This window comes from Longimonas sp. (genome assembly GCF_040409695.1).
Taxonomy (GTDB): Bacteria; Bacteroidota; Rhodothermia; order Rhodothermales; family Salinibacteraceae; genus Longimonas.
On record NZ_JARWGJ010000111.1, the window covers coordinates 1 to 24,418 of the forward strand.

20 protein-coding genes are annotated in these 24,418 nt (G+C 61.2%); 11 read left to right on the forward strand and 9 right to left on the reverse strand.

The window, feature by feature from the left end:
- Nucleotides 1-372: 372 nt before the first annotated feature.
- A complete protein-coding gene (gene dinB / locus PPP56_RS07025) occupies nt 373-1,452 on the reverse strand; it encodes a DNA polymerase IV (RefSeq protein WP_353563328.1) in 1,080 nt (359 codons plus the stop codon).
- A gap of 190 nt (nt 1,453-1,642) precedes the next feature.
- Between dinB and PPP56_RS07030 the strand changes: the two genes are divergently transcribed.
- Both PPP56_RS07030 and PPP56_RS07035 read left to right on the forward strand, forming a co-directional pair.
- Nucleotides 1,643-1,945, forward strand: a complete 303-nt coding sequence (locus PPP56_RS07030) for a hypothetical protein (RefSeq protein WP_353563329.1) — start codon at nt 1,643-1,645, stop codon at nt 1,943-1,945.
- A gap of 118 nt (nt 1,946-2,063) precedes the next feature.
- Entirely contained in the window at nt 2,064-3,026 is a 963-nt protein-coding gene (locus tag PPP56_RS07035; RefSeq protein ID WP_353563351.1) for a succinylglutamate desuccinylase/aspartoacylase family protein, read from the forward strand.
- Nucleotides 3,027-3,048: 22 nt separating this feature from the next.
- Here PPP56_RS07035 and PPP56_RS07040 read toward each other — a convergent pair whose 3' ends face one another.
- The 4 genes from PPP56_RS07040 to PPP56_RS07055 form a co-directional block, all read right to left on the reverse strand.
- Nucleotides 3,049-4,941 (reverse strand): ankyrin repeat domain-containing protein, encoded by a 1,893-nt coding sequence (locus tag PPP56_RS07040; RefSeq protein WP_353563330.1) that lies wholly within the window; start codon nt 4,939-4,941, stop codon nt 3,049-3,051.
- A gap of 503 nt (nt 4,942-5,444) precedes the next feature.
- Nucleotides 5,445-5,945: a universal stress protein gene (locus PPP56_RS07045; RefSeq protein ID WP_353563331.1), complete on the reverse strand. Its 501-nt coding sequence runs from the start codon at nt 5,943-5,945 to the stop codon at nt 5,445-5,447.
- Between the two features lie 514 nt (nt 5,946-6,459).
- Entirely contained in the window at nt 6,460-7,266 is an 807-nt protein-coding gene (locus tag PPP56_RS07050) for a DUF6992 family protein (RefSeq protein WP_353563332.1), read from the reverse strand.
- A gap of 480 nt (nt 7,267-7,746) precedes the next feature.
- Entirely contained in the window at nt 7,747-9,912 is a 2,166-nt protein-coding gene (locus PPP56_RS07055; protein ID WP_353563333.1) for a heavy metal translocating P-type ATPase, read from the reverse strand.
- A gap of 203 nt (nt 9,913-10,115) precedes the next feature.
- Here PPP56_RS07055 and PPP56_RS07060 point away from each other — a divergent pair, with 203 nt between their 5' ends.
- The 3 genes from PPP56_RS07060 (at nt 10,116) to PPP56_RS07070 (ending at nt 11,590) form a co-directional block, all read left to right on the forward strand.
- Complete coding sequence (locus tag PPP56_RS07060) at nt 10,116-10,559, forward strand: septal ring lytic transglycosylase RlpA family protein (protein WP_353563334.1); 444 nt, start codon at nt 10,116-10,118, stop codon at nt 10,557-10,559.
- A gap of 96 nt (nt 10,560-10,655) precedes the next feature.
- Nucleotides 10,656-11,108 (forward strand): septal ring lytic transglycosylase RlpA family protein, encoded by a 453-nt coding sequence (locus tag PPP56_RS07065; protein ID WP_353563335.1) that lies wholly within the window; start codon nt 10,656-10,658, stop codon nt 11,106-11,108.
- Between the two features lie 71 nt (nt 11,109-11,179).
- Nucleotides 11,180-11,590 carry a septal ring lytic transglycosylase RlpA family protein gene (locus PPP56_RS07070; protein ID WP_353563336.1) on the forward strand — a complete coding sequence of 137 codons (411 nt, stop codon included), beginning with the start codon at nt 11,180-11,182 and terminating at the stop codon, nt 11,588-11,590.
- 279 nt (nt 11,591-11,869) lie between these two features.
- Here PPP56_RS07070 and rnhB read toward each other — a convergent pair whose 3' ends face one another.
- From rnhB to PPP56_RS07085, 3 genes are all read right to left on the reverse strand, one after another.
- Entirely contained in the window at nt 11,870-12,463 is a 594-nt protein-coding gene (gene rnhB, locus PPP56_RS07075) for a ribonuclease HII (RefSeq protein ID WP_353563352.1), read from the reverse strand.
- Between the two features lie 251 nt (nt 12,464-12,714).
- Nucleotides 12,715-14,361 carry a UDP-N-acetylmuramoyl-tripeptide--D-alanyl-D-alanine ligase gene (locus PPP56_RS07080; protein ID WP_353563337.1) on the reverse strand — a complete coding sequence of 549 codons (1,647 nt, stop codon included), beginning with the start codon at nt 14,359-14,361 and terminating at the stop codon, nt 12,715-12,717.
- A gap of 31 nt (nt 14,362-14,392) precedes the next feature.
- Nucleotides 14,393-15,217, reverse strand: coding sequence for an alpha/beta fold hydrolase (locus tag PPP56_RS07085; protein ID WP_353563338.1), 825 nt, complete (start codon nt 15,215-15,217; stop codon nt 14,393-14,395).
- An 854-nt stretch (nt 15,218-16,071) separates the two neighbouring features.
- Between PPP56_RS07085 and rho the strand changes: the two genes are divergently transcribed.
- The 5 genes from rho to PPP56_RS07110 all read left to right on the forward strand — a co-directional run bounded on the left by rho (nt 16,072) and on the right by PPP56_RS07110 (nt 23,286).
- On the forward strand, nt 16,072-17,184 hold the full coding sequence (gene rho, locus PPP56_RS07090; RefSeq protein ID WP_353563339.1) for a transcription termination factor Rho: 1,113 nt from the start codon (nt 16,072-16,074) through the stop codon (nt 17,182-17,184).
- A 159-nt stretch (nt 17,185-17,343) separates the two neighbouring features.
- A complete protein-coding gene (gene radC, locus PPP56_RS07095; RefSeq protein WP_353563340.1) occupies nt 17,344-18,153 on the forward strand; it encodes a RadC family protein in 810 nt (269 codons plus the stop codon).
- Between the two features lie 723 nt (nt 18,154-18,876).
- Nucleotides 18,877-20,559, forward strand: coding sequence for an alanine/glycine:cation symporter family protein (locus PPP56_RS07100; RefSeq protein WP_502912561.1), 1,683 nt, complete (start codon nt 18,877-18,879; stop codon nt 20,557-20,559).
- Nucleotides 20,560-20,622: 63 nt separating this feature from the next.
- On the forward strand, nt 20,623-21,252 hold the full coding sequence (upp, locus tag PPP56_RS07105) for a uracil phosphoribosyltransferase (RefSeq protein ID WP_353563353.1): 630 nt from the start codon (nt 20,623-20,625) through the stop codon (nt 21,250-21,252).
- 33 nt (nt 21,253-21,285) lie between these two features.
- Nucleotides 21,286-23,286, forward strand: coding sequence for a Na+/H+ antiporter NhaC family protein (locus tag PPP56_RS07110; protein WP_353563342.1), 2,001 nt, complete (start codon nt 21,286-21,288; stop codon nt 23,284-23,286).
- A 145-nt stretch (nt 23,287-23,431) separates the two neighbouring features.
- Here PPP56_RS07110 and PPP56_RS07115 read toward each other — a convergent pair whose 3' ends face one another.
- On the reverse strand, nt 23,432-23,701 hold the full coding sequence (locus tag PPP56_RS07115) for a hypothetical protein (RefSeq protein ID WP_353563343.1): 270 nt from the start codon (nt 23,699-23,701) through the stop codon (nt 23,432-23,434).
- A 298-nt stretch (nt 23,702-23,999) separates the two neighbouring features.
- Here PPP56_RS07115 and PPP56_RS07120 point away from each other — a divergent pair, with 298 nt between their 5' ends.
- Nucleotides 24,000-24,254, forward strand: coding sequence for a hypothetical protein (locus PPP56_RS07120; protein WP_353563344.1), 255 nt, complete (start codon nt 24,000-24,002; stop codon nt 24,252-24,254).
- Nucleotides 24,255-24,418 lie beyond the last annotated feature (164 nt).

The window sequence follows — 24,418 nt, forward strand, 5'->3', positions numbered from 1 at the left end:
GCCTCAAAGGTGCGTTCCTACTCCGGTTTGCTTGTTCATGTCTTCGGACGGCTTACTGCTGCCGTGCTCATCCTCGCGCTCAACCCCTGATTCGCATGTATCGTGTAACGCGATTTATTGCCTGCAATGCATCGGTGCCCGCTGGTATGGACCCAGATCTTCTGCAGGCATCGGGCGACTGTCGGAGAGATCGCGAAAAGCGTTGGCGCCCGCGATGGACGCACCGCATTCACCTGCCCCTCCTGAAAAAGAGGAGACGCGTTGCGGGTATCGACTGCATCTGACACAGCGGGGCCTCTTCGGCTCGTAGGCGACCGCGCGATTGGCGTGCAGGTTCGTGCGGATAGCTCCACGGGGATTCCCCTGCACCTTTCACGAGAACGCCAGTTCCAGCTGTACGCCGGCCTGGTCTTCAGGCAGCAGCGACGAGACGGTCAGGCCCAGGAGCCGAAGCGGCGCTGCCGGGGGCTGGGGCTCCAGGAGAAGGCGTTCGGCCCACTGCATGAGCACCTCGGCGGAGGCGACCGGACGCTGCAGCGTGGTCTGCCGCGTCAGGACCTCATGCCGGTGGGTCTTCATCTTCAGCGTAACCGTGCGGCCCTGGCGCTCGGCGCGACGAAGCCGCTGGGCCACGCGCTCCGCGATCGGCTCCAGGCGGCGCAGCATCGCGTCGGGGTCGGCGAGGTCGGTAGAGAACGTCCGCTCTGCGCCAACGGACTTCCGCTCCCGGTTCGGACGTACCGGCCGCGTGTCGTCGCCTCGGGCCATCGCCGCAAACCACCGTCCGCGCTTCCCGAAACGCTGCACCAGCTCTCGCTCGGGCACCTGCTGCAGATCGGCCCCGGTGTGGATGCCCATCGCCGTCATGGCCTCGGTCGTTACCGGCCCTACGCCGCGGAACGTCTCGATGGGAAGCTGCGCGATAAACGACGGCATTTCGCCGGGCCGCACCACCGTGCAGCCATCGGGCTTCTCCCAGTCAGAAGCCACTTTGGCGACAAACTTGTTGGGAGCTACGCCTGCCGAAGCGGTCAGGCCCCGCTCGGTGCGCAGTGCCTTGCGGATGGCCTGCGCGATGAGGGTGCCCGAGGGCGGCCCCTGCTTAGGATTTGTTACGTCGAGATATGCTTCATCAAGCGAGACGGGCTCGATGAGATCGGTGTAGCGCCGAAGGATCTGACGGATGGCGCGCGACTCATCTTTGTAGACGTCCATGCGCGGCGGCACAAAGATCAGGTCGGGGCACCGGCGGGCCGCCTCCACAGACGGCTGGGCCGAGTGGATTCCGTACGGACGCGCTTCGTAGCTGGCGGTCATCACCACGCCCCGGGGCGGACGTCCTCCCACGGCAATCGGCTGGCCCGCGTACCGGTTGGGATGGTCGCGCTGCTCGATAGACGCATAGAACGCGTCCATATCCAGATGAATGATCTTGCGGGGCGATTCAGGCACGACAGAGGGCCTCTCGTTTGTATGAACTTGGCTGGATGCGCCTCACGTGATCGTAGACGTCCTTTGCCAAAGACACGCAACGTTCGTCTGCAGAGCCCGTTTCCGTATCCAATAACGCAGCGGCCGCACGTAAGCAGGCAACGGACGCTGCCTGATTCCGGATGTATCCTCATCATTCTAAGAGCGCGCCATGAGCACACAAAACGGCCATTCCGATTCCGAACGCGAGCCCGTGGAGGGCAAGCGCTTTCACGGCACCCATATCGACGTTGATGGCAAGCATTTCGAGGACTGTGAGTTTGACACCTGCACGTTCGTCTATCGTGGCGGCATCGCGCCTAATTTTGTGCGCTGCGAGTTTGCCTCGCCCCACTTCGTCTTCGAAGAGGCCGCCCAGCGTACCATGCAGTTCATGAGCGCCATCTACAACGGCATCGATCCCCGCATCATCGAGATGACCTTCGACGAGATCCGCAAGGAGCCGAGGTCGTGAGGGGGGGCAGATCTCTACCCAGAACACACCACGCTTTTCCCATTCTTTCGGAATCGTGCTCTGGGATGCTCTTGTTTCGATCGTGTTGTTTTCTATGCATGAACACAGACACAACCCGATGCTTGAGTTTGGAACCGCACAGGCCGCGCCTGGAGAGATGGACACCGGCCTCCTGCACGCTGGCGAGACGCGCGACGGCGCGGCTTTTGGCCTTCCGGTGGCTGCTGTAAACGGGGTCGATGACGGACCCACGCTGTACATTCAGGCGGGGAGCGATGGCGATGAGCTGAACGGGCTGGCGGTCGTCCGCGAGGTGATGAAGCAGCTGTCGCCTAACGAAATGGCGGGACAGATTCTCGTTGTGGGCATTCTCAACTACCACGGCTTTCAACGTGCCCAGCATCGCAATCCGATCGACGACACCAAGCTCAACCGTGCGTTTCCGGGCGACCCCAACGGCTCCAGCAGCGAGCGGCTGGCTCATCTCGTCTACGAGCACGGCGTGCAGCGCGCCGACCTGGGCATCGACCTGCACCAGGGCGGCACCAAGCGCATGCTCAACGAGGTGCGCGTGCGATGCGGACCCGACCATCGCTTGCATGCAAGGTGCTTCGAACTCGCCCGCGTATTCGGTACGAAGTATATCCTCGACGAAAAGGGGCCTGACGGACAGCTCGCACGTGCCGCGCCCGACGATGGCATCCCGCTAATCGATCCCGAACTGGGCGGCACCGTCGGATGGGACGCAACGTCTATCGACGTGGGCGTGCAGGGCGTGCGCAACGTCCTTGCCCACTACGGCTTCACCGACGGCCAGCCCACCGTTCCGTATGCGCAGATCTGTGCTACCGGATTCGAAGAAGTGTATGCCTCTCGGGGCGGCCTGATTGACCTCGCGGTTGACCTCGGCGATCGCGTAGAGCCCGGCGACCGTCTCTTTTCCGTAACCGATGTGTTCGGCGCGGTCAAAGACGTCGTCGAGGCCCCCGCAAGCGGCATCGTCTGGCGGATGCGCCGCCTGCCTATGGTAGCCACCGGCGAGCAAGTCCTGAAAGTCGGCACCGGCGTCGAATTGCTCTAATTCCTGCCAGGGCCCGCTCCCCTCACGAACCGGGCGGCCCACCAAAAACCGCCGTGCGGTACGGGCCCTCGCGGCTGGGATTGTCGAAGCGCGGCCCGTGGTCGATGGCTCCGCCCATGTGCGTGTACCGGTCGCCCATTATGATGCGGCAGTGCCCCGGGCTGCGGAGCCACCCCTCTACAGCCGATTCGAGTGTGGGATAAAAGTAAGAAAGAACCTCTCCCGTCCACGAAAAGCTGTCGGTCTGCCGCTGTATGCGCTCATGTGCTGACGACCCATCGCTTCCGGTGTGCCCCCGAAAGACGTTCTCGGCCATGTCATTCGAGTGGACAAGGGCCGCGGCTTCCAGGTCGTCATCCCAGGCGACCGGCGCTGCTGCCTCAAGATAATCGTTCCCACACATGCGCCCCTGGCTGCGGGCTTCGTTTATAAGAACGAGAAGTTCGGGCTCACGATTCGGCCCGTCTGGCGGCATAGCAGGATCATCGGCCCCCGAGTCCGAAACCGTAACGGAAAAGGGCACCGGTCCTGTTAGCGTCTCATATCCGTTGTCAGCCAGCAACCAGGCTTCGTAATCCCCCGGCGGCAACTCGTATCCCGAGAACTGAACGCTGCCACTGGCAATGGGCTGTCCGGCAGAGCGGCTTCCGTTCACGTAGAGCCAGGCTGGCAGCGGGAGATGAGGACCGGGATCTCCCCCTGCCTTGTAGATTCCAATCCAGTCGCGTGCATGCATAGCCCCCGAAAACGTTACCGTGAGCGCCTCATCCTGGGTAATGGTTGAGGCCGACAGCGTTAGCTCGATCTGCTCTTCGGGTGCGGGTTGCTCTTCGGGCGCGGGCTGCTCTTCGGGCTGCTCTTCGGGTGCGGCAACGACAAGTTCGATAGGATCGGTGAGCGGTTCGTACCCGTTGTCGGACAGAAACCATACCCTGTAGCTACCGGAATCTAACCCGTGGTTGGTGAAGCGGACTGTACCACTGGAAGAATAATTTCCAGCCGACTGGCGTCCATTTACGTACAGCCACGCTGCAGAAGGCGGATCGCCCGTTGGCTGCACGTCTGGCGCGTAGATGCCGATCCAGTCGCGCGCATGCTCGGCGCCACTGAAGTGGACAGCGATGGTCTGCCCCGGCGCTACGGTGGATTCTGAAAGGGAGATCTCGCGTTGTACAGGAGCTGGTGCCGGCTCGTCGGGGGCGGGTGTGGCACCGCTCTCCCCGTCTTTGGTGGCCCCGTGTGCACGCAGCACGTCGCGGATCGCTTCCTTCTGCGCCTCGGTTCCCCCTACGTTGTGCTGGGCCAGCCAGAGCGGAGGGCGGCTGTGCCAGTCGGAGGTGCCATTGGGGTCGTACCCAAGATCCTCGATCAGAAAGCGAACGACGTCCGCATGGTCGCCAAACCGAGCAGCCATCTGGAGGAGCATCGCGGTGTCTTCGTAATCTGGGTCGATCACAAAGCCTTGCTTCTGGAGCCAGCGCAGCGTTTCTGGACTCCCATTGTGTTGTACGGCTTCGTGAACAATGGAGTTGTCGAAGTCACCACGAACGGTAAGATCCGCTCCATACTCCATAAGCACCGGTAGCGTAGGGGGCACCCCTTCTTTCTCCCAGAGCGTCATCATCGCAGCCGTGGACCCAGACTGGTTGACGGCGGTCACGTCGGCTCCATGTTCGAGCAGAAGCCGGATGCGCTCCGGATCGGTAGTGCTCCATGCGGCGAGTAGCAGTGGGGTATACCCTTGCTCTTGCTGTGCGTTTACGTCGGCTCCTGCGTCGAGCAGGGCACGAATCACATCGGTGCTGCTGTATCGGGCCGCATGCATCAGCGGCGTGCTTCCCGGGAAAAACGTACCCTCTGTGCGCGCCTCAATGTCGTTCCGCTCAAGCAGCGTGTTCAGCTCCTGCACAGACATGTTTTCCCAGCGATCCGCCGTAAGAGTCGGCCACGACTGGGCATCCGACGGGGTAGGCAGGGTGCAGAGAAGAAGTATGGATGCGAGACAAATAGCTCGAAAATGATTGTTCATTGCACCGCCCGGCTCTGTTTTCTATCGATCTCCTCAATATTATACGATGTCAGGCCCGGATACACAACCAATTGGGAGCGGTTCAATGGTACGTGATTGTCATGTGGCCGACATCGTCGGAGCCACAAACCCCCTCTGTCTTCGAGCTTCGCCGTCGCCGTTATCTGGCAGATGCCAGGTATTGTCCTGATACGTTATAACCTGATATATTGTAAACTGACATGTTGGAAACTAAAGGAGCCGTTTCATACCCGTAGCGGAAACGCGCCGCTGACCGGGAGACAGAACGTCTCTCCCGCCACGGGCGTTTCTGCCAGAATCAGGCGCATATGCCTCAACGCCGCAAGCATGCCTTTACTGCAAGAACGACTGCTCATGGCCGCTCTTTACTATTCATCCTTCCGGCGCACCGTTAGAACAGGCACATCCGACATCCGCACGACCTTCTCCGTTACGCTCCCGATCAGGTACCGGTCGAGTCCGGTGCGGCCGTGGGTGCCCATCACGATCAGGTCGATGTCGTGTTTTTCTGCGTAGTCGAGGATGACCTTGTACGGATTGCCCTGCCTGACTTCTGCCGCTACCTGCACATCACCAAGCTGGTTCGCAACATAGTCAACGAGCTCTTTCCCGTACTCCTGAATACTTGTGAGGACCTCTTCGCTTTTCTTCCGGATCCCCACCATACCGGGGCCTCCGCCTTTCGGGTCGCCGACCATCCCGCCGTGGCTCTTCACCTCGGGGTCGGTACCCAGTCCGTGCGGCTGTCGCTCCGCAACGTAGAGCACGTGCACGGTCGCGTCGTAGGTCTCTGCCAGCGTACGGCAGTGCGCCAGAACGGCCTCTGCTCCTGCGCTTCCATCGGTTGGATACAAAATTGCATCGTACATAGCACACGTTGGCGTCTGGTGAAACAAATGCGATAGTTCTTTACACTACGTATACAAACATATACAAAAGCTGCACGAGTTTCGCAATTCGCTCTTTTCTAACGGCTTAAGCGAAAGACCGGATCTATGGAGATTCGGGAGGATGCGGGGCGCGCTCTTTCTATGACCGGCATACCGCGTACCCCGTAGTTCTTTCTCCGCACTCCGTCTCTGCTTGCCGGCGCAGCGTAGCAGCACGCTTGCATGGATAATCACGATCTCGAAGCGCTTTCCAAGAACGCCTCTACACGACAGATCGCTATGTGCTTTTCCCTGTGCATGCATGGTCGTTTTCTCCGCATAGAGACGTAAGAGGAGCCTGCGTCTGCCGAGCACAAGATAAGACGTGAACGCACATCCTTTTGCAACCAGCACAGGCCCTCGCCCAGCCGTGGCGTAGCCGTCATGCTATGCAGGTGTTATGCTATACGGGCGTTGGGCTATGCAGATGTTATGCTATGCAAGATATGCCTCCTTACAGGCGCCACGTCACAGACGCGCCAGTGGGGGCAACCTGAGCAGATAGCGATCCCGGCAGGTCGAGCAGGTCGGTCAGCCGCGTGCGCGACCCGGCCCAGGCGATCGTATCCAGCAGCAGGAGACCGGCCCCCTGTAGGATGAGCGCCGTGCCATGCCCGCGCCACGACGAGGCGCTGTCGACTCCGTTGTAGCTGGCAATGACCATGGCGCTTCCAACGGCGGAGTAACCAACGTTCAGCCCCATGTTCACCAGCAGGATGTCGTGGTAGGTGCGCTCAGCATCGAACGCAGCGCGGCGGGTGCTCGGCACGTCGCGCGAGCCCAGCAGTCCCACCGTAGCAATGCCGACGTTCACCGCGCCCCAGGCCGCCGACTGCGTGGCAAAGCCCCACCAATCGGACTGATCGGTGCGGTCGTGTGTTGCTGCAAGGGCCAGCCCCCCGATTACGTTCGCCCCGCCCCAGGCGGCTACGCGCCAGAGGTGGTTGCGCTCAGCCTGCAGGCGACGCTGCACCAGCGCCTCCGTACGGTCCGCGGAGGCGCTTCCTGCCCGTACAGGCTCGCGGTAGGGCGCCCCATCGTGCGAGGCGGGCTCCATCACCGGCTCCGTCTGCACCGAGTCGGCAGACATTGTATCGTCTGCATTAGCAGCCGGCGCAGTAGAGGCCGTATCCGGTACCGATGGCCCCTGCTGGGCCTGCGCCTCGGTGCTCTGGTAGAACGCCCAGCCGCCCAGTGCGAGGAGTCCTCCCGCAACCCAGCGCGTGGTCGGATGCGAAAGCGTGCTGCGAATCCAGGACATAAGCAAAAGACGCTGTTTGTGAAAGAAAGTACAAGCTGTAAACGCTCGTGCCAGAACAAGCGGTCCATTGGTACCCGCTTTGTCGACGTTCCGTTGCAGTTGCTGCGGCGCAGGCAGCGATGGGGTCGAGACATGCCGGCACAGACGAAGGAAGGCTCTCCCAGACGGTCATGCTGAGCATAGACCGGCTGCGCGGTGGATGGTGTCTGCCAGATGCAACGCTGCGCCCTGTGTGGTTAGGCCACGCGTTAGTTAACGGCATGTGCCGGTTTCTTTTTTCCGTTGCTGATGGGCTTGGGACCGAATACGCCGTCCTGACATCCCCCCTTCTCGTACGCGGTTCGGGGGTTCCCCCTTCGCGAAGGGGGAAATGTCGCGGAGCGACAAAGGGGGATGGGCGTCCACAAGGATAATGGAAAACGTGCACACCGCGTTAGTTAGGCCATGCGCAGTAAGATCCATCTACTACAGACCTCCCTCCTACCTGTGGTCATGGCCCGCGTGGTCATGCCCTACGGAATGCACGGGACGGCCCTCTGCATGCTCGTGCTCTGAGGGCTCTACGGGCGCAGCGGGGGTACGGGCTGCATCACGGCGGAGCAGGCGCGAGGAGTTCGCCAGGATCCCCAGATCAGGAATCGAGTGCATCGCCGCGGCTAACACCGGTGGCAGATAGCCGACGGCTGCCACTCCGAGTGCCAGCACGTTGTAGACCGCCGTCAGCATCAGATTGCTCTTTACCACGCCCAGCGCCCGGTCGGCGGTGTCAATCACCGTAGGCACAAGCGACCAGTCGTCGCGCATCAGCACGATATGTGCAGCATCGATCGCTACATCGGTGCCGACTGTGCCCATCGCGATGCCCACATCCGCCTGAGCCAGCGCAGGCGCATCGTTTACGCCGTCGCCGATCATCACCACCGTACGTCCGGCTTCCTGATGCGCCCGAACAGCGTCGATCTTGTCGTCGGGTAGCAGCCCGGCCTGGTACGACACGTCAAAGCGCTCTGCCAGCGTGGCGGCAGTCGCCTCGTTGTCGCCTGTCAGCATCTCGACATGCTCAAAGCGGCTCTGCAGCGTCTGCAGCGCAGCATGCACGCCGGCCCGCTCCGCATCCGCTGCCCACAAGACCCCCGCGAGCTCGCCATCGACCTCAACGTAGAGGGGTGTCTGTCCGGCCCGGTGGGTGCCGATGGCGTCGGTGCCCGCTACCAGTTTGGGATTGCCCACCACCACGCGCTGTCCATCTACGCGGGCACGCACGCCATGTCCGGGCACTGCCTCGAAGTCTGCAGGCGGGGGCACATCCACCTGGCGATGCGCGGCCTCGCGCCGCACCGCCGTTGCCAGCGGGTGCTCGGAGTGCTGCTCTGCCGACGCGGCCAGGCGAAGCAGGTCATCTTCGGGGCGGCCGTTCGTGCACATCACCTCGGTGATGCGCGGCTCGCCCAGCGTGAGCGTGCCGGTCTTGTCGATCAGCAGCGTATCCGCCTGGGCCAGCGCCTCGATGTACCGGCCGCCCTTAATAAGCACCCCCTGCCGGGCCGACGTGCCGATTGCGGCCAGCATGGCCACGGGCGTAGCCAGCGCGAATGCGCACGAGCAGGCTACCACCAGCACCGCCACCGTCGCCATAATGCTGCCGCCAATCAGATAGGTGGCGGCCGCTACCAGCGCCACAAACGGCAGGTAGTAGCCCGAAAACCGATCCGCCCACTGCTGCAGGCGTCCGCGGTGCGCCTCGGCCTGCTCGACCATCTGCACCACGCGCCCAAACGTCGTATCCTCGCCGATCTCCTCAGCGCGGATGCGCAGGCGCCCGCCCTGTGCTACGGTCGCGGCAAACACCGCGTCGCCCGGCTGCGCCTCTACCGGCATGCTCTCGCCGGTGATCGCGGCCTGGTTGATCGTCGCATGCCCGCCGAGCACCGTGCCGTCGACCGGAATCTTCTCGCCCGGGCGCACCTGCACGACATCGCCGGGGCGCACGCGGTCGATCATAACCTGCTCGGTGGCGTCGCCTCGCTCTACACGCGCCTGCTGAGGCGCCTGGTGCACCAGCGTACGCAGCGCATCGCGCGCCCGGTTCGTCGTGAACGATTCTACGTGGTCGCCCAGCCGCATAAAGATCACGATGATCAGCGCCGTGACCCACTCGCCCGTCGCGAGCGCCGCGGCCACGCCCACAGCCATGAGCGTGTGCGCAATAACGCGCTTGCCCCACGCCGCTACCGCCACCTTCTTGAAGACCGGATACCCCAGCCCCAGCGTCACCGCCACGCCCAGCGGCCAGGGCACGGTCTCCTCAATCCAGTGAAAGATACCGAGTCCGTGGCCCAGCACTGCCATCGCCAGCACCGCCGCCGCGACCCCCGCAAGCAGTCCCATCGACCGGCGCGTGTGCGACGCCGTCGACAGGCGGGCGGCGTCCGAGTCAGCATCAGACACGGTATACCCCGCCCGCGTAATCGTATCGGTAACAGCATCCCATGGCGAGGAGCCGGGCTCGGCCTCTACGACCACCGTTCCGGCCATGAGGCGCACGTCTGCATCCCGCACACCCTCAACTTGCTCAACCGCCCCCGCTACGCTGCGTGCGCACCCAGCGCAGTCCATGCCGTCCACGGCCAGCTCACGACGTTCCATATCGACCCGCGTTCATTATCAGAAACTATGTACATTACAGTACGCCAATGAGGGGTGGGTGTTTGCGGATTCGGAGCGCAGCGGTCGTTTGACAGATCGTCTCGAACTCCGGTGGCACCTTGTGATTACGGCTGTTATATTCTGTAGGCGCACCGCTTGTGCGCCGCTCGCGTACCTGTTCACGATCCAATATCTGTCCTTCTATGCGCTTTGTCACGATCCGCGCTTTCACGCCCGTCGCACGAGCCTTCGCCGCGCGTGCGTCGGCCCGATATGCAGTTGCAATGCTTATCCTTGGCCTGACCGCGCTCAGCCTAACCGGATGCATGAACGCCCAGCCGGGGTCCGACCTGCACCCGCAGGCCGACGGCAAGGCCAGCTACTATGCCGACCGCCTGGAGGGCAATCCCACTGCCAACGGCGAGATCTACGATGGCAGCAAGCTCACGGCCGCGCATCGCACGCTCCCCTTCGGCACCATGGTGCGTGTTACCCGCGTAGATACGGGCGACCAGGTCACCGTGCGCATCAACGACCGCGGCCCGCAAAGGCAGGAACGCATCGTAGACCTGTCGCGCCGCGCCGCTGAAGCGCTGAACATGATCCACGCTGGCATAGTTGACGTACGCCTGGAGGTGCTTGACTGAGCGCGTGTCAAAGTCATATGTTGCCATATGTTAGCGTGATGTCAACGACCTACGGTATCGTGCTCGCGCCCTGTTTTCTGCTGTCTGTTCTGCTTCATGCGTCTTATGCTGCACATCCCCGTTCGCCTCGGCCTGCTTGCCGTCTTTCTGCTTGCCCTGACCGGGTGCGCCGGTGCTGCGCCTATGGGAACCGGTACGGGCGCCACCGACACCGGCATGGCCAGCTACTATGCCGATAAGTTCGACGGCCGCACCACCGCCAACGGCGAGACCTTTCGCAACAGCGAGCTGACGGCCGCCCACCGCACGCTCCCCTTCGACACCATGGTTCGTGTTACGCGGCTCGACACCGGCGAGCAGGTCACCGTGCGCATCAACGACCGGGGGCCCTTCGTGTGCGGACGCATCATCGACCTGTCGCAGCGCGCCGCCCGCGAGATTAACATGATGCAGGACGGACTCGCTGAGGTGGAGATCGAGGTGCTCAACGGGTCGTCATCCGAACGCGCACCCGACCCTGACTCCGACAGCAACGCCACCTCGTGGTGAGGCGATGTTGATAGGCGCGCCTGCCAAGCGCACCGCTCTGCCTCCTTCTGAATCCATTCTGTTTGCCCGCTATGATCCGCCCCGCCCTTGTTACCGTACTGCTGCTGACGCTCGGCCTGTTCATGGCGTCGGGCCCGGCGCTTGCGCAAGCGCCGCCTGACCTGTCATCGTCCGACACGCTTCGCACCAGTGGCAAAGCGAGTTACTACGCTGCGTATTTGGAGGGACGCCCCACCGCCAGCGGACAGCCGTACGACCCGGAGCGGCTCACGGCTTCGCACCGCACGCTGCCGTTTGGTACGTACGTGAAAGTAACGCGGCGTTTTACCGGAGATACCGTTACCGTCATGATCAACGACCGTGGTCCGCAGAAGCAGGAGCGCATCCTGGACCTGTCGCGCCGCGCCGCTGAAGCGCTGAACATGATCGATGCGGGCGTGGTCGATATTGAGATTGAGGTGGTAGAGGGGCCTGAGGAGTAGCCTACGTGAAATGAGACGGATCAGCCCGCTTGTGTGGCGCGGGCCACTTCCTTTGCTTTCGTTGTGAGGTAAAGATCTGACAGGTCCCCAAAGACCTGTCAGATCTACTCGGGCCAAGAGCGCCTTCTCCCCGCGCGGGACACGTTTTAGTACGGGCATCCATCCCCAACGCGGGCCGCACCAGCAGGCACAACGCTGCTTTGCCTGCATAGCTGGACGCAACAATCTCGAAGCCGCGATGCATCGCTTCCCCCTGACATTGCATCCCCCTGAACCTGTTTACGTGCGGGAGAGCTTGAACGACTGGCGGTGGTACGACGTGATGCCGTGGGCGTCGAGCGCGGCGTAGTGGGCTTTGGTGGGGTAGCCGACATTGGTATCCCACCCGTACTCGGGGTGCTCTTCGTGCAGCGCGTGCATCATGGCATCGCGCTCGGTCTTGGCGATGATCGAGGCGGCTGCAATCGAGAGGCTGCTGGCATCGCCTTTGACAACGGTCTCGTGCGGACACGGCGCATCGGTGAAGGCTTTGTTGCCGTCGATGAGCAGGTAGTCGGGGCGGGGCACGCAGTCGTCGGTAGCCCGGCGCATGGCGTGCAGCGCTGCCTGCAGGATGTTCAGACGGTCGATCTCTTGCGGCGAGCAGATGCCGATCGCAACGCTCTGCGCCTGGGCCTCGATCGCCTCACGCGCGGCGATGCGCTTCTTCGCCGAGAGCGTCTTGCTGTCGGCTACCATGGGCAGGTCGGCATCCTTCGGCAGAATGACCGCCGCCGCCACAACCGGCCCGGCCAGGCAGCCGCGCCCGGCCTCGTCGAGTCCGGCAACGGCCTCGTATCCAGACGACCAGAGCGCGCGTTCTTTGTCGAGCATATCAGCTATATCGGGCATATCCAGAGGGATGCGTAGCGTGGTAGAAGCAATTGGGAGGCGGGCGGCAACACCGCGGGGATGCATACGCTACAAAGCGATTCGGGCAGAGGCGAACGCTTCGCACTCGTTTTCGCAAAAGTTCGCGGAGCGAAGGGACATGCACGTGCTGCAGCAGTGCTGGGCCGCTGTAATGGGATGCCTACGGCTCTAACCACGGCTTTAACCATGGCTCTGGCTACCGCTTCTTGCCCCTACGCCCCGACCGGTTCGTACTGATCGGGCAGGTCGTTTTCGTAGAGCACGATATCGCCCGACTTCAGGCGCGTGGTGAGCGCGTCTTGCGCGTCGAAGAGCGTGTCGTGCGTGTGGATGCGGTCTTCCGGGAAGCCTCCGTCTTGGAGTCCCTGCCGGAGCGCCTCGGTCTGAGCAGCGCTTACCAGGTAGACCCCATCCACGTTACGCGTGGCGATGTGCTGTCCGAGGGCATAGTTGGCCTCGTCTTCCTGCGCGCCCATCTCGACCATACCCGGCGTAACGATATAGCGCTGCCCGCCTTCGATCTCACCGAGCAGGTCGACCGCGTTGCGCGCGCCCACCGGGTTGCTGTTGAAGGCGTCGTCGATAATGGTGATGCCGTTCTCGGTGCGCAGCTTCAGGCGATGCTCCACCGGCTGCAGGCGGCGCGCGGCGTGGGCCATCTGCCGCAAGCGCATGCCCATGGAGCGCCCGAGCGCCACGGCCAACAGCAGGTTGGTGACGTTATGCTTGCCGAGCAGGCGCGTCTCAAAGACGGCGGTACGCCCGGCCTCATCGCGAACGGTGCAGGCGAGCCCGTTCGTGCTGTAGCGGACATCCGTAGCCACGATATCGGCATCCGGGTTGCCCTCGGCAGAGACCCGCCACACCGGCCCATCGGCCCGATCGGCCATCGCATCGACATGGGCGTTGTCGGCATTCAGCACAACGGGTCCGCCGCGGGCTGTATGATCGATGATCGAGGCTTTCTCTTCAGCGATAGCCTCCACCGACCCCATCGTTTCGAGGTGGGCGATGCCGACGGAGGTCACCACGCTGGCGTCGGGCGTCGCGATGTCGCACAGCTCCTTGATGTCGCCGGGGTAGCGCATCCCCATCTCCAGCACCAGCACCTGATGCTCCGGGCGCAGCTTGTCGTTCACGACGATACAGATGCCCATAGGCGTGTTGTAGGAGCCGGGCGTAGCCAGCACGTTGTAGGACTGCCCGAGCAGTTCGGCCACGATGTGCTTGGTGCTGGTCTTGCCGTACGACCCGGTGATGCCAATGACATGCAGATGGTCGAGCTCGTCGAGCCGTGTGCGCGCCTGACGTTTGTATCCCTCCTGAATCGCATTTTCGACGGGCGTCATGATCAGTGCTGCAAGCGCCACCCAGAGCGGTCCGCCCAGATCGGCCAGAAAGAGCCCCGCAACCCCTCCTATGATAGCACCGGGTACGTCCCACGCGTACCCGAGCCCCACGCCCGCGCCTACGAGCAGCGTCATGAGCATGCCTGCCGTGGTGGACAGGCGCCTCATGCGATCGGTGAAAGCGAGCGGCTTCTTCTCGGCATCGCGGCGGTAGCGGCGTGAGGAGATAAAAAGCAGCGGCCAGCACGCGAGGAGTCCCCCGACAGCCCCCCACGGGAGGCCCGCTGCATACGCTACACCGGCCCCGCCAAGCGCGAGGGCGCCGGCCACGTGCGACCACCCGAACGACACCGGGCGCATACCTGGGCTCTGGCACCAGCTAACGTAGCGGTCAATTTTATATGTCTCCAGCTGAAAGATATGCAGGAAGAAGCGAAGCCGCCGCCAGGCGCGCCATCCGCCAAAAGCGAGTGTGAGCAGAATACCGAGACCGATGAAAAAGGTAGACACGACCAGGAGGGTGGGTTACGAGGTGCGCGGGTTACGAAGAGGCAGGGTCGGGATCAGGGTGGGGATGCGCCAGGAAGTGCTGCACGGCCGCGGCCACGGTGTCCAGCGCCTGCAGATGCGCGTAGTGTCCGCCCGGCAGGTCTACACGCCCGGCATCCGGGATGTGGTCGACCAGGTACTGCACCTGCCGGTCAGAGATCGCCGCATCGTCCTCGCCCCGAAAGACGAGCGTGGGCACGTTGATGCGATGCACGTCATCATCGAGATGATGGGTTACGGTACGGACGAAGGTATCCCGCATTACGCCTGAGAGGGCGTTGTAGTCGGACGAGCCCAGCGCCTGCCAGAGCAGCGAGTGGTGCAGCCAGTCGAGGGCGGGCGCCTGCAGCGACTCGGGCAGCCACGTAAACGGCGTTTTTACCGTACGGGCAACCGTGCTCTTGACCCGTGTAGACAGCGTCCGGTATGGCTTGATACCCGAGGGCGCAAGCAGCACGAGCTGCCGGATGTACTCGGTGTAAGGCGCGTGGCTGGCCATGTAGAGCGCGATGCGTCCGCCGTTCGAGTGCCCGATTACCGGGAGCGGAGCGTTGGTTTCGTCGTCGGTTCCGTCATCTATTTCGTTGTCGATGTATGCAGCCACGAGGGCTGCGTGCTCAGGCACGCCCCAGGGTTCGGGCGGCGGCGGCGAATGGCCATGGCCGGGCAGGTCGATGCAGTGGGTGCGGTAGCGAACAGACAGGCGGTCGGCCAGCGGCTGCATGTGGGTGGTGGAGCTGCCCCAGCCGTGCAGAAGCAGCACAGCAGGGGCGTCAGCTGGGCCGGTCACGGAGCGATGCAGGTCGGTAGAGGTCAACGGTATGAACGCTTGGTGGGAGATACGGGTGGGATCGAAGAAGCATCGTGCTGCTCAAATGCCTCTGCGCGGTCGTTGTTTGACCGCCGCTATTGACCCGCGGCCGTCGTATATCGTCGTATACCGTCTTACTATACTGTCTTACACGGCCCCGACGATATAAAATGCCGCATCTCCCGTGCCGCATTGGATTCCGACAGGGTACTGTACCGGGACCGTCACGGCAAGAAACGGTGGAGTTTTTCTATGGGATGCGTGTCGGGAAACCCTTTTCGGGAGGCTGCGTTTTAGGCTGTGTATTGTTGCTTGTCTTCTTGCAAGGAGTTACACTTGCTGCGACGGTCGTCTCTACACTCGTCGCGAAATGAAGATCTGTCGGTCGTTTCGGGCGGTTTGCTTCGCATGCAGACCCGTCAAGCCCGAATCCCCCTTGAGGCCCTCCTCCTTTTACACGCTTTCCTTAACGTACCGTATGGTATGTATGGCACGCACGGGCACTATGCCCAATGCACTGTATGCATTGAATGCATTGTACGAACTGTACAAAACGCGTGATGCCATGTGTCATGCCGCCCACACGGTGCAACAATGAGCGGCTTTGCGAGCAGCGTTTTCAGACGCTTGTAGACGGCGTTTTGTAGACAGCGATGTGAGCCGGCCTTATCCGGCACGGTACAAGCACGGCACGACCTCGACGACCTGATGCAAGCACTTTCTTGCTTGCCGCGCGCCGTATCTATCTGTTTATCTTATGTTTTTTGACGCTGCGCGCATCCTGCACCGTCATCCCTTTATCTCCACGCAGCTTGCATAAACGGGCTGCAGTCTTCACCGAACTTCACAACCCCTAACTTATGTCCGATAAAAAGTTTAAGCGCATCCTTGAACTCATCGGTAAGAAAAAATACGGGTTTATGCGCGAGATCCACCCGTCGCTTCCCAAAGATGACGACGACCCGTTTATGCCCCCCCCACTCATCCGCAAGTTTAACCTTCGCGATGGCGTTGTCGTTGAGGGGTCGCTCAAGCCCGGACGCAAGGGCGGCATGCAGGTGGGCTGGATCGATAGCGTCATGGGCTTGCCTCCGAAAGAGTGGGCCCAGAAAGACGACTTCGATAAGGGTGCTATCATCTACCCCGAGGAAAAGCTTAACCTGGTAACGGGCCCGGAAGATGCGTCGATGCGTATCATGGACCTGGTTGCCCCGCTTGGCAAAGGGCAACGGGCGCTCATTGTAGCACCGCCGCGTGCCGGAAAGACGGTGCTGCTGAAGCAGATCGCGGACGGCATTACGAAGAACCACAAGGAGGTCGACCTCATCGCGCTGCTCATTGATGAACGCCCCGAGGAGGTTACCGACTTCCGCCGCTCTACGCAGGCGGAGGTCTTTGCCTCCTCGAACGACCGCGGCGAAGACAACCACGTGCGCGTTTCGACGCTGGCGATGGAGTACTCGAAGCGGCTCGTTGAGAAGGGCAAGGATGTCGTGATGCTCCTTGACTCGCTTACACGCCTCGGGCGTACCTTCAACCTCTTTGTCGACGGCAGCGGGCGCACCCTGAGCGGTGGACTTGATGCTGAAGCGCTCAAGGTGCCGCGTCAGATCTTTGGGGCCGCCCGTAACATTGAAGGCGGGGGGTCGCTTACGATCATCGCGACTGCCCTTGTCGAAACCGGCAGCCGCATGGATGACGTGATCTTTGAAGAGTTTAAAGGCACCGGTAACGCAGAGATCGTGCTTGACCGCCGTCTGGCAGAGAAGCGGATCTATCCGGCGATCAACGTGCGCGAGAGCGGCACCCGCAACGAGGAGCGTCTTCTGGGCGACGTGCGACTGCGCAAGCACAACCAGCTTTTCCGCGCCCTCAACTCGCGGCATCCGGTCGAAGCCATGCAAGCGCTGCTTCGGCACGTGCGCAACAGCCCGAGCAACGCACACCTGCTCACCGAACTCGTGCCCGAGTAGCTCCCGCACTACATCGCTGTAGCCCTGGCTGTAGCTACTGGCTGCAGCCCCCAGGAGCCCCGAGGGCTGTTGCCTCTCATCGCACAGGACGTTGCGGTGCACGTATCTCGCGTGTCATCGAAACGTCCTGTTTGCGTTTCACATTCTGTGCTACTGGCTATGGCCGATTCCCCTCACTCTGCGTTTAATCGCCCCCCTTCGACGTCTCGCCAGGCGGCCCCGCAAGCCCCCGCTACATCGCGCACCAACCAGCCCGGTGAGCCGATCCTTGCCTACCAGACGCCCATTCATAAATGGGACCCTTCCGACCGGCCGCGCGAAAAGCTGATTCAGGGCGGACCGCCCGGACTCTCGGATGCCGAGATTCTGGCGATATTGCTGGGTTCGGGTACCCGCACCAGCGACGGACCTGTGTCGGCCGTGCAACTGGGGCAGACGCTCTTGCAAGCTTTCGGATCGCTCTTCGACGTCTCGCGGCGTCCGCTCAAGGAGCTCGTGCGTGTTAGCGGGGTTGGTCCGGCGAAGGCTGCACGGCTCATGGCCGCCTTCGAGGCGGGACGGCGCGCCGCCTCGCAGCGCGCGGGGAACGAGGTCCAGGTCGGATGCCCCGATGACGTTGCTGCGGTCTACGGCCCCCTCATGCGCGACCTGAAGAAAGAGATCTTCAAGGTGGTTCACCTCAACACAGCAAATACGATTATCAGCGATTATACCGTGAGCGAGGGCGGACTCGCAGTAAGCATTGTGGAGCCACGGGCTGTTTTTGAGCAGGCTATTCTCGACAACGCGGCCTCGGTCATCTGTCTCCACAACCACCCTTCAGGCAATCCCGAACCGAGCCGGCAGGACGTCCGCATCACCCGTCAGCTGGTTGAAGCCGGCAAGCTGATGGGGATTCCCGTACACGACCATATCATTATTGCCGGTACTACCCACACGTCGCTGGCTGAGCGCGGGGTTATCGAATAGCCGGAGCAGCAATGTAGACCCCAGATAGCGCTTTACTACGCTGGTCCTATCTATGCTGGTCCTGCTGCGCCGAATAGGAAAAGTCGGAGTAGGAAATCCAAAGTAGGGAAGTCGAAGTGTATAGCCGTACACGTAGCTAATGTCATAGCCGATGTGCGCGTGCGCCCTGTCTTCTATTTTACCTGATTCGTCGGCCGCTCGGCTCCGATAACACTTCTGGAACCGCTTTCTGTACAATTCAGACTTGCGAGATAGCCTGCTGCCCGTTATAATGCATCCGGCAATCTGACTGCGTTCTTCAAACGCCCACCGTGTCCCTACCCGTGCTCTTTCCAACTGAAATCTTTCCAACTGAAACAGGTGTACGCACGCCGTGCGTCTCTCACCGAAGCGTACCCCGCTCGGGCGTCTCCTGTCTATCGGTTGCAGCGCCATATCGGTTGCGATGCGTGGCGAAGGCGCTCTATTTGCTCTTTTTATCCGAGCGGTGTACATGGACATAGCCGTCTATGTCGTCGTACTTTACTACCCAGGCACCGTGCGCCACGTATCTTAGCAGGCATACTGCTCCTACAGGCACGCCCCCTGCTGTAGCCGCCCGGGCCCCCTGATTTTGTGTGGTTTTCTCCATTTGTCTTTGTCTGCTTTATGTGGTTTCAGCGCACCGTTGAGTTCTTAAACGACCTGGTCTGGTCGTACGGCGTCCCTGTGGGCGACGGCCAGATGATTCCCTGGGTTGTCATTCTTCTTCTGGGTACCGGGTTCTACCTCACGTTTCAACTGGGCTTTATCCAGTTTCGAAAGCTCGCACACGGGTTCTGGGTCACCACCGGCAAATACGACAACCCCGACGACCCGGGCGACGTGCCGCACTTTCAGGCATTGACCACCGCCCTGTCTGCCACGGTCGGAATTGGTAACATCGCAGGGGTCGCTCTCGCTATCCATTTTGGCGGCCCAGGTGCCCTGTTCTGGATGTGGGTTACCGCATTTGTAGGGATGGCTACGAAGTACAGCGAAGTGACGCTGGCTCAGTTCTACCGCGACGTTCGCGATGAGACCGAAGGCCTCAAATCATGGATGGGCTCCGTGTCTGGAGGTCCGATGTACTATATCGAACGCGGACTGGGTAGCGCCTGGAAGCCCGCAGCGGTCTTTTTTGCAATTATGCTCATCGCCACGTCGTTCTTGACCGGCAACGCGGTGCAGTCGAACACCGTTGCCGATACGATGCGTGCCGACTTTGGCATTGAGCCCTGGATTACGGGGCTCGTGGTGGCTTCCGTCATTGCTCTCGTCATTCTGGGAGGCATTACCCGCATTGGCAAAGTTACGGGCATTGTGGCCCCCGTGATGGCTGGCATCTACGTATTGGGCGCTGTTGTCATTCTGGCGCTTAACTACGACCAACTTCTGCCTACCTTCGCCAGCGTATTCACGGAAGCCTTCAATCCGTCGGCCGGAGTTGCAGGTACAGGAACAGGGGTTTTCTTGCTTACCCTTATGTACGGTGTGCGACGCGGCCTCTTCTCTAACGAGGCCGGACAGGGATCGGCCCCCATTGCGCACTCGGCAGCAAAGACCAACGAGCCGTCGTCGGAAGGCGTCGTGGCTCTGCTGGAGCCGTTTATCGATACCATTATCATCTGTACGCTAACGGCCATGGTCATTCTGGTAACCGGTGTATGGGGGGATCCGGTGCCGACGCAGTTCGACCTGGACTCGGGCAACATATCGTATCGCGTGCAGGACGAAGGGGGGCTCTTTACTGAGGAAGCCCCTGAGCGCATACGCGTCGAAGACGGCGTGCAGCGCGTACCTGAAGGCGAACCCGCACTCGCCTGGAACGAAGCAGTCGTTAGTCGCCTCTTTATTGAGTGCACGGGCCCTTGCGCGGAAGACGCCGACCTCTCGGAGCCGTTCACGGGAACCATCCACCCGTCCGACAACATCGCGATCGCACAGGATGGCACCACCTATGAATCCCTCTACGGCGGCGGCGTGCGCAACGGCGCTCCGCTTACCCAACTCGCCTTTCAGCGGGGTCTCTCTCCCCTCGGCGACTGGGGGGGCTACATTGTGATTCTTAGCGTCATCCTGTTTGCCATCTCCACCTCCATATCGTGGAGCTATTACGGCGACCGCTGTGCGCACTACCTCTTTGGTGATAGCGCCGTGCTACCCTACAAGGTCATCTTCGTGATCATGAACTTCACCGGAGCCATTACCGCACTCACCACGATATGGACCATCGGCGATATTGCACTTGGCCTTGTGGTGGTGCCCAACCTGATCGCACTGATCGCGCTTTCAGGCAAGCTGACCGAGCTAACCGACAGCTACTTCGAGCGACGGCCCTGGGAAAACGGCGGTGCTACCGAGATCAGTGCGTCTGATGACGATTAAGCCGCACCTGGCCTATTCGCCCTTCACATTCCACACGCACGTACTGGTATGGATGTCTCTCATATTGACACGCTCACCGTTGTTGACCATCCGCTGCTCAAGCGCGACCTGACGCTGCTGCGCGACCGCACCACCGCACACGGTCTATTCCGCAAGACCGTATCGGATGCGGCCGCCGTACTCGCATACGAGGCGCTTCGTCCGATCGACCTGGCTGAGGTCACCATCGAGACTCCGCTGGAGTCGACCACAGGCTATGCCATTGCCGAGGAAGTAATCGTTGTACCGATTATGCGAGCCGGCCTCGGCATGGTAGATGGATTCGTACGCTTTGTGCCAGAGGCGCGCGTCGGGCATCTGGGCATGCATCGCGACGAAGACACCCACCAGCCGGTCGACTACTACGCGAACATTCCCGATAGCGTCGACCGCGCTCAGGTGTTCGTTGTCGATCCGATGCTGGCTACGGGTGGAAGCGCCACGCAAGCGATTACCCACCTCAAGCAGAAGGGAGCCGAGCGCTTTACCTTCGCGTGCCTCGTGGCCGCTCCTGAAGGCGTACGTGCACTCTACGAGGCGCACCCGGATGTTCGCATCGTTGCAGCAACCCTCGACCGTGAGCTCGACGAGAATGCCTTCATCCGCCCCGGTCTGGGCGATGCGGGCGACCGCATCTTTGGTACCACTGCGTAGTTTCTCTGCTGCCCCGTCTCTGCACGCTACTTTATGCTTCCTGCCTCTTTGCCTTCGAGCCGCCTGCTGCTCGCTGTTCTTGCAGCCTGCTGCCTCAGTGCTCTGCTTGTGAACGCTCCGCCCGCTCATGCCCAGTCGGTCGAAGCACCCCGCGTCGTGCTAAACGGCATCGCCTTCGACATCCGCGTCGACGACCCCGACGAATCGCTCACGCCGGGCGCGCAGGTGCAGGTCGGTTCGGCCTCAGCCACGCTTGAACCGGACGATGGCGGGTGGGTCGCCGAGGGACTGATCGTGCGCGACACAGGGGGGCTTGATGTGCAGCTCGTACAAGGGGGGCAGACGCTCGACCAGGCCCGCACACGAGCAATCCCGGCCTGGCTCTCCATTCTTCCCCCGCTGCTGGCCATCGGTATGGCGCTTGCCTTCAAACGCGTGGTGCCGGCCCTCTTTCTTGGCATCTGGGTGGGCGCCTGGATGGCTGCCGGATTTTCAATCTCCGGCTTATTTGTTGGACTTCTCGAAACGCTTGAGATCTATGTGCTGGGCGCGCTCGCCAACGAATCGCACGTCGCGATCATCCTCTTCTCGCTCATGATAGGCGGGATGGTGGGCATTATCTCCAAGAACGGAGGCACCTATGGCATCGTGGAGCGGCTCGTGACCTGGGCCAATACGCCCCGCCGTGCCCAACTGGCTACCGGTACGCTCGGCGTGGGGATGTTCTTCGACGACTACGCCAACACGCTTGTCGTAGGCAACACCATGCGCCCGGTAACCGACCGGCTTAAGGTGTCTCGCGAGAAGCTCGCCTACATCGTCGACTCTACCGCTGCTCCTATTGCTTGTGTCGCCCTTGTAACAACCTGGATTGGCTACCAGGTCGGACTCGTTGGAACGGCCGTGGAGGCCATTGACGGTTTCAACGAAGGGGCCTATTCGATCTTTCTGAGCTCGCTCGCTTACAGCTTCTACCCGTGGCTGGCGCTCTACTTTGTCTTTGTTGTGGCCAACTCGAACCGCGACTTTGGCCCGATGGCCCGCGCCGAGATCCGAGCGCGCACCACCGGCCAGGTGGCAAGTCCCAACGCTAAATTGGACGAGGCCGCTGCGGAAGACAACGATGAGATGGCGCCCAAAGAGGGCATTCCGCTTCGTGCATTGAATGCTGTAATCCCTATTGTCGTACTGGTAGGGAGCGTGCTTGCCGGGCTATACTGGACAGGCGTTGACGCTGCAGGAAGCGAGGCTTCAATCCGCGAGATTATCGGTGCAGCCGACTCATACACAGCTCTACTGTGGGGATCGCTGCTCGGCGTGATCGCTGCCGCGGCGCTTTCAATCGGCCAGCAGCTGCTCTCGCTCGAAGAAACCGTCGATGCCTGGTACAGCGGACTCAAGTCCATGCTGTTCGCGATGATCATTCTTGTGCTGGCCTGGGCGCTCTCCGACATTACAGAGGTGCTCCACACAGCCGATTACCTGGTCTCTATTCTCGGCACAACGCTGCATCCCGGTATCGTACCGGCTATTATCTTCGTGCTTGCTGCTGCTACCGCTTTCGCGACAGGGTCAAGCTGGGGTACCATGGGCATTCTGATGCCCCTCGTCATCCCTCTTGTGTGGGCCGTGCTGCAAGCGAACAACATGGCGGATCCGACCAACTATCACATCATGTACTCGGCAGTGTCGTGCGTGCTGGCCGGATCGGTATGGGGCGACCACTGCTCCCCGATCTCTGACACTACGATTCTGTCGTCAATGGCATCGGGATGCGATCATATCGACCACGTACGCACGCAACTGCCCTATGCACTGAGCGTCGGCTTTATTGCGCTTGCCCTGGGCACCATCCCTGCTGGATTTGGCTTCCCGTGGTGGGCTTCGCTCATCCTGGGCGCGATCCTGCTCTCGACCGCCCTGCGCATGTTTGGTACTCCGGTTCCAGAAACATCCAGCCCGGAAGCGAGCCCGGCAGGGAACCCGGAAGCGTCTGCATCCGACGAACGCACGAAGCGTGTATCCAACCAGTAACCAGACCGGAGCCAGGTACTGAAACGTACCCTCGGGCACCTGTTACGGATGCCCGAGCTGAGTGCAGGTAACTACCTGGACGGATTACCCGTTCAGACGCCTTCTCTTTGATCGCCACATAGACCTGAAGACCCGGTAGCCGGTATTACTCAGTTGTTTCCGGGCGGTACTTCGGTGGTAGACGGTCGGCAAGGTCTTCGGGGAAATGAACGGTCGGGATGCGTCGCAACGTAGGGGGTGGACCGTCAAAAGAGATTTTCACCCCCTTCGTCTCACGCCGCAGCAGATTGAGCGCAAGCGCATACGCCCGCGCTGCTTCGGGGTTTTTATCACTCATAGCCTGGTCATACAAGATCATGAGCTGGGCGGCAATGCTGGTAACCATGTCGGAGGTTGGTTCTTTTGAAGATCCCATCTATTTGGCTTCCCGTAATGTGTACCACAGTGAAAGGTAGGCATCGGCACCCGGTTCGTCAACCACCGGTTTGGCAGCCACGTGGCCCCTAATTTTGGTGTACAGGTACCGTCGTGCATCTGTCCGGTGCGCTCCGTTTTCGGCGTGTCTTCGGTATACCCGAGCACTACAGAAGCATAAAGGTACGCACTCCATCAATCGTTCGCGACCTGCAACGTTGCAGATGTAGTAGAAACTCTCAAGAGGTTTTTCAGTGCTATATGCTGTAACTACATGATCATCACAGCCATGTTATCCTATGCGGGGCGTAAGCTTTAAACCAAAAGGAGAAGATAACTTCTCATCGGGCGATATCAAAACCTACGGAGGAATTTACGCCGCTACAGCTGCTGACTTTGCAGCTGAGCTTGGGTGCGAGCCTAAGGAGTTCATCGAAACGGTTCAGAAATCTGATATCGAGCCGCTCACCGCCGTTGGCGACGAGAACGAGCCGGAAAAGTACAGCCTTTCGTTCGAACGCGACAAGTTTGAAGAGATTCGCGCACTTTTTTAGCGCATCGTTCAAGGCTGCCTGAACGCTGTACAGCAGCCCTGGCTGCACGTCCTGTCTGTTTCTATGAAGCGTTGCCGCCTCTCGCGGCAGCGCTTTCCTATTGCATGATCTTCTGTATTCTCTTCCACATCCTATCTCATTTCAATACGGTGTGTAATTATCCT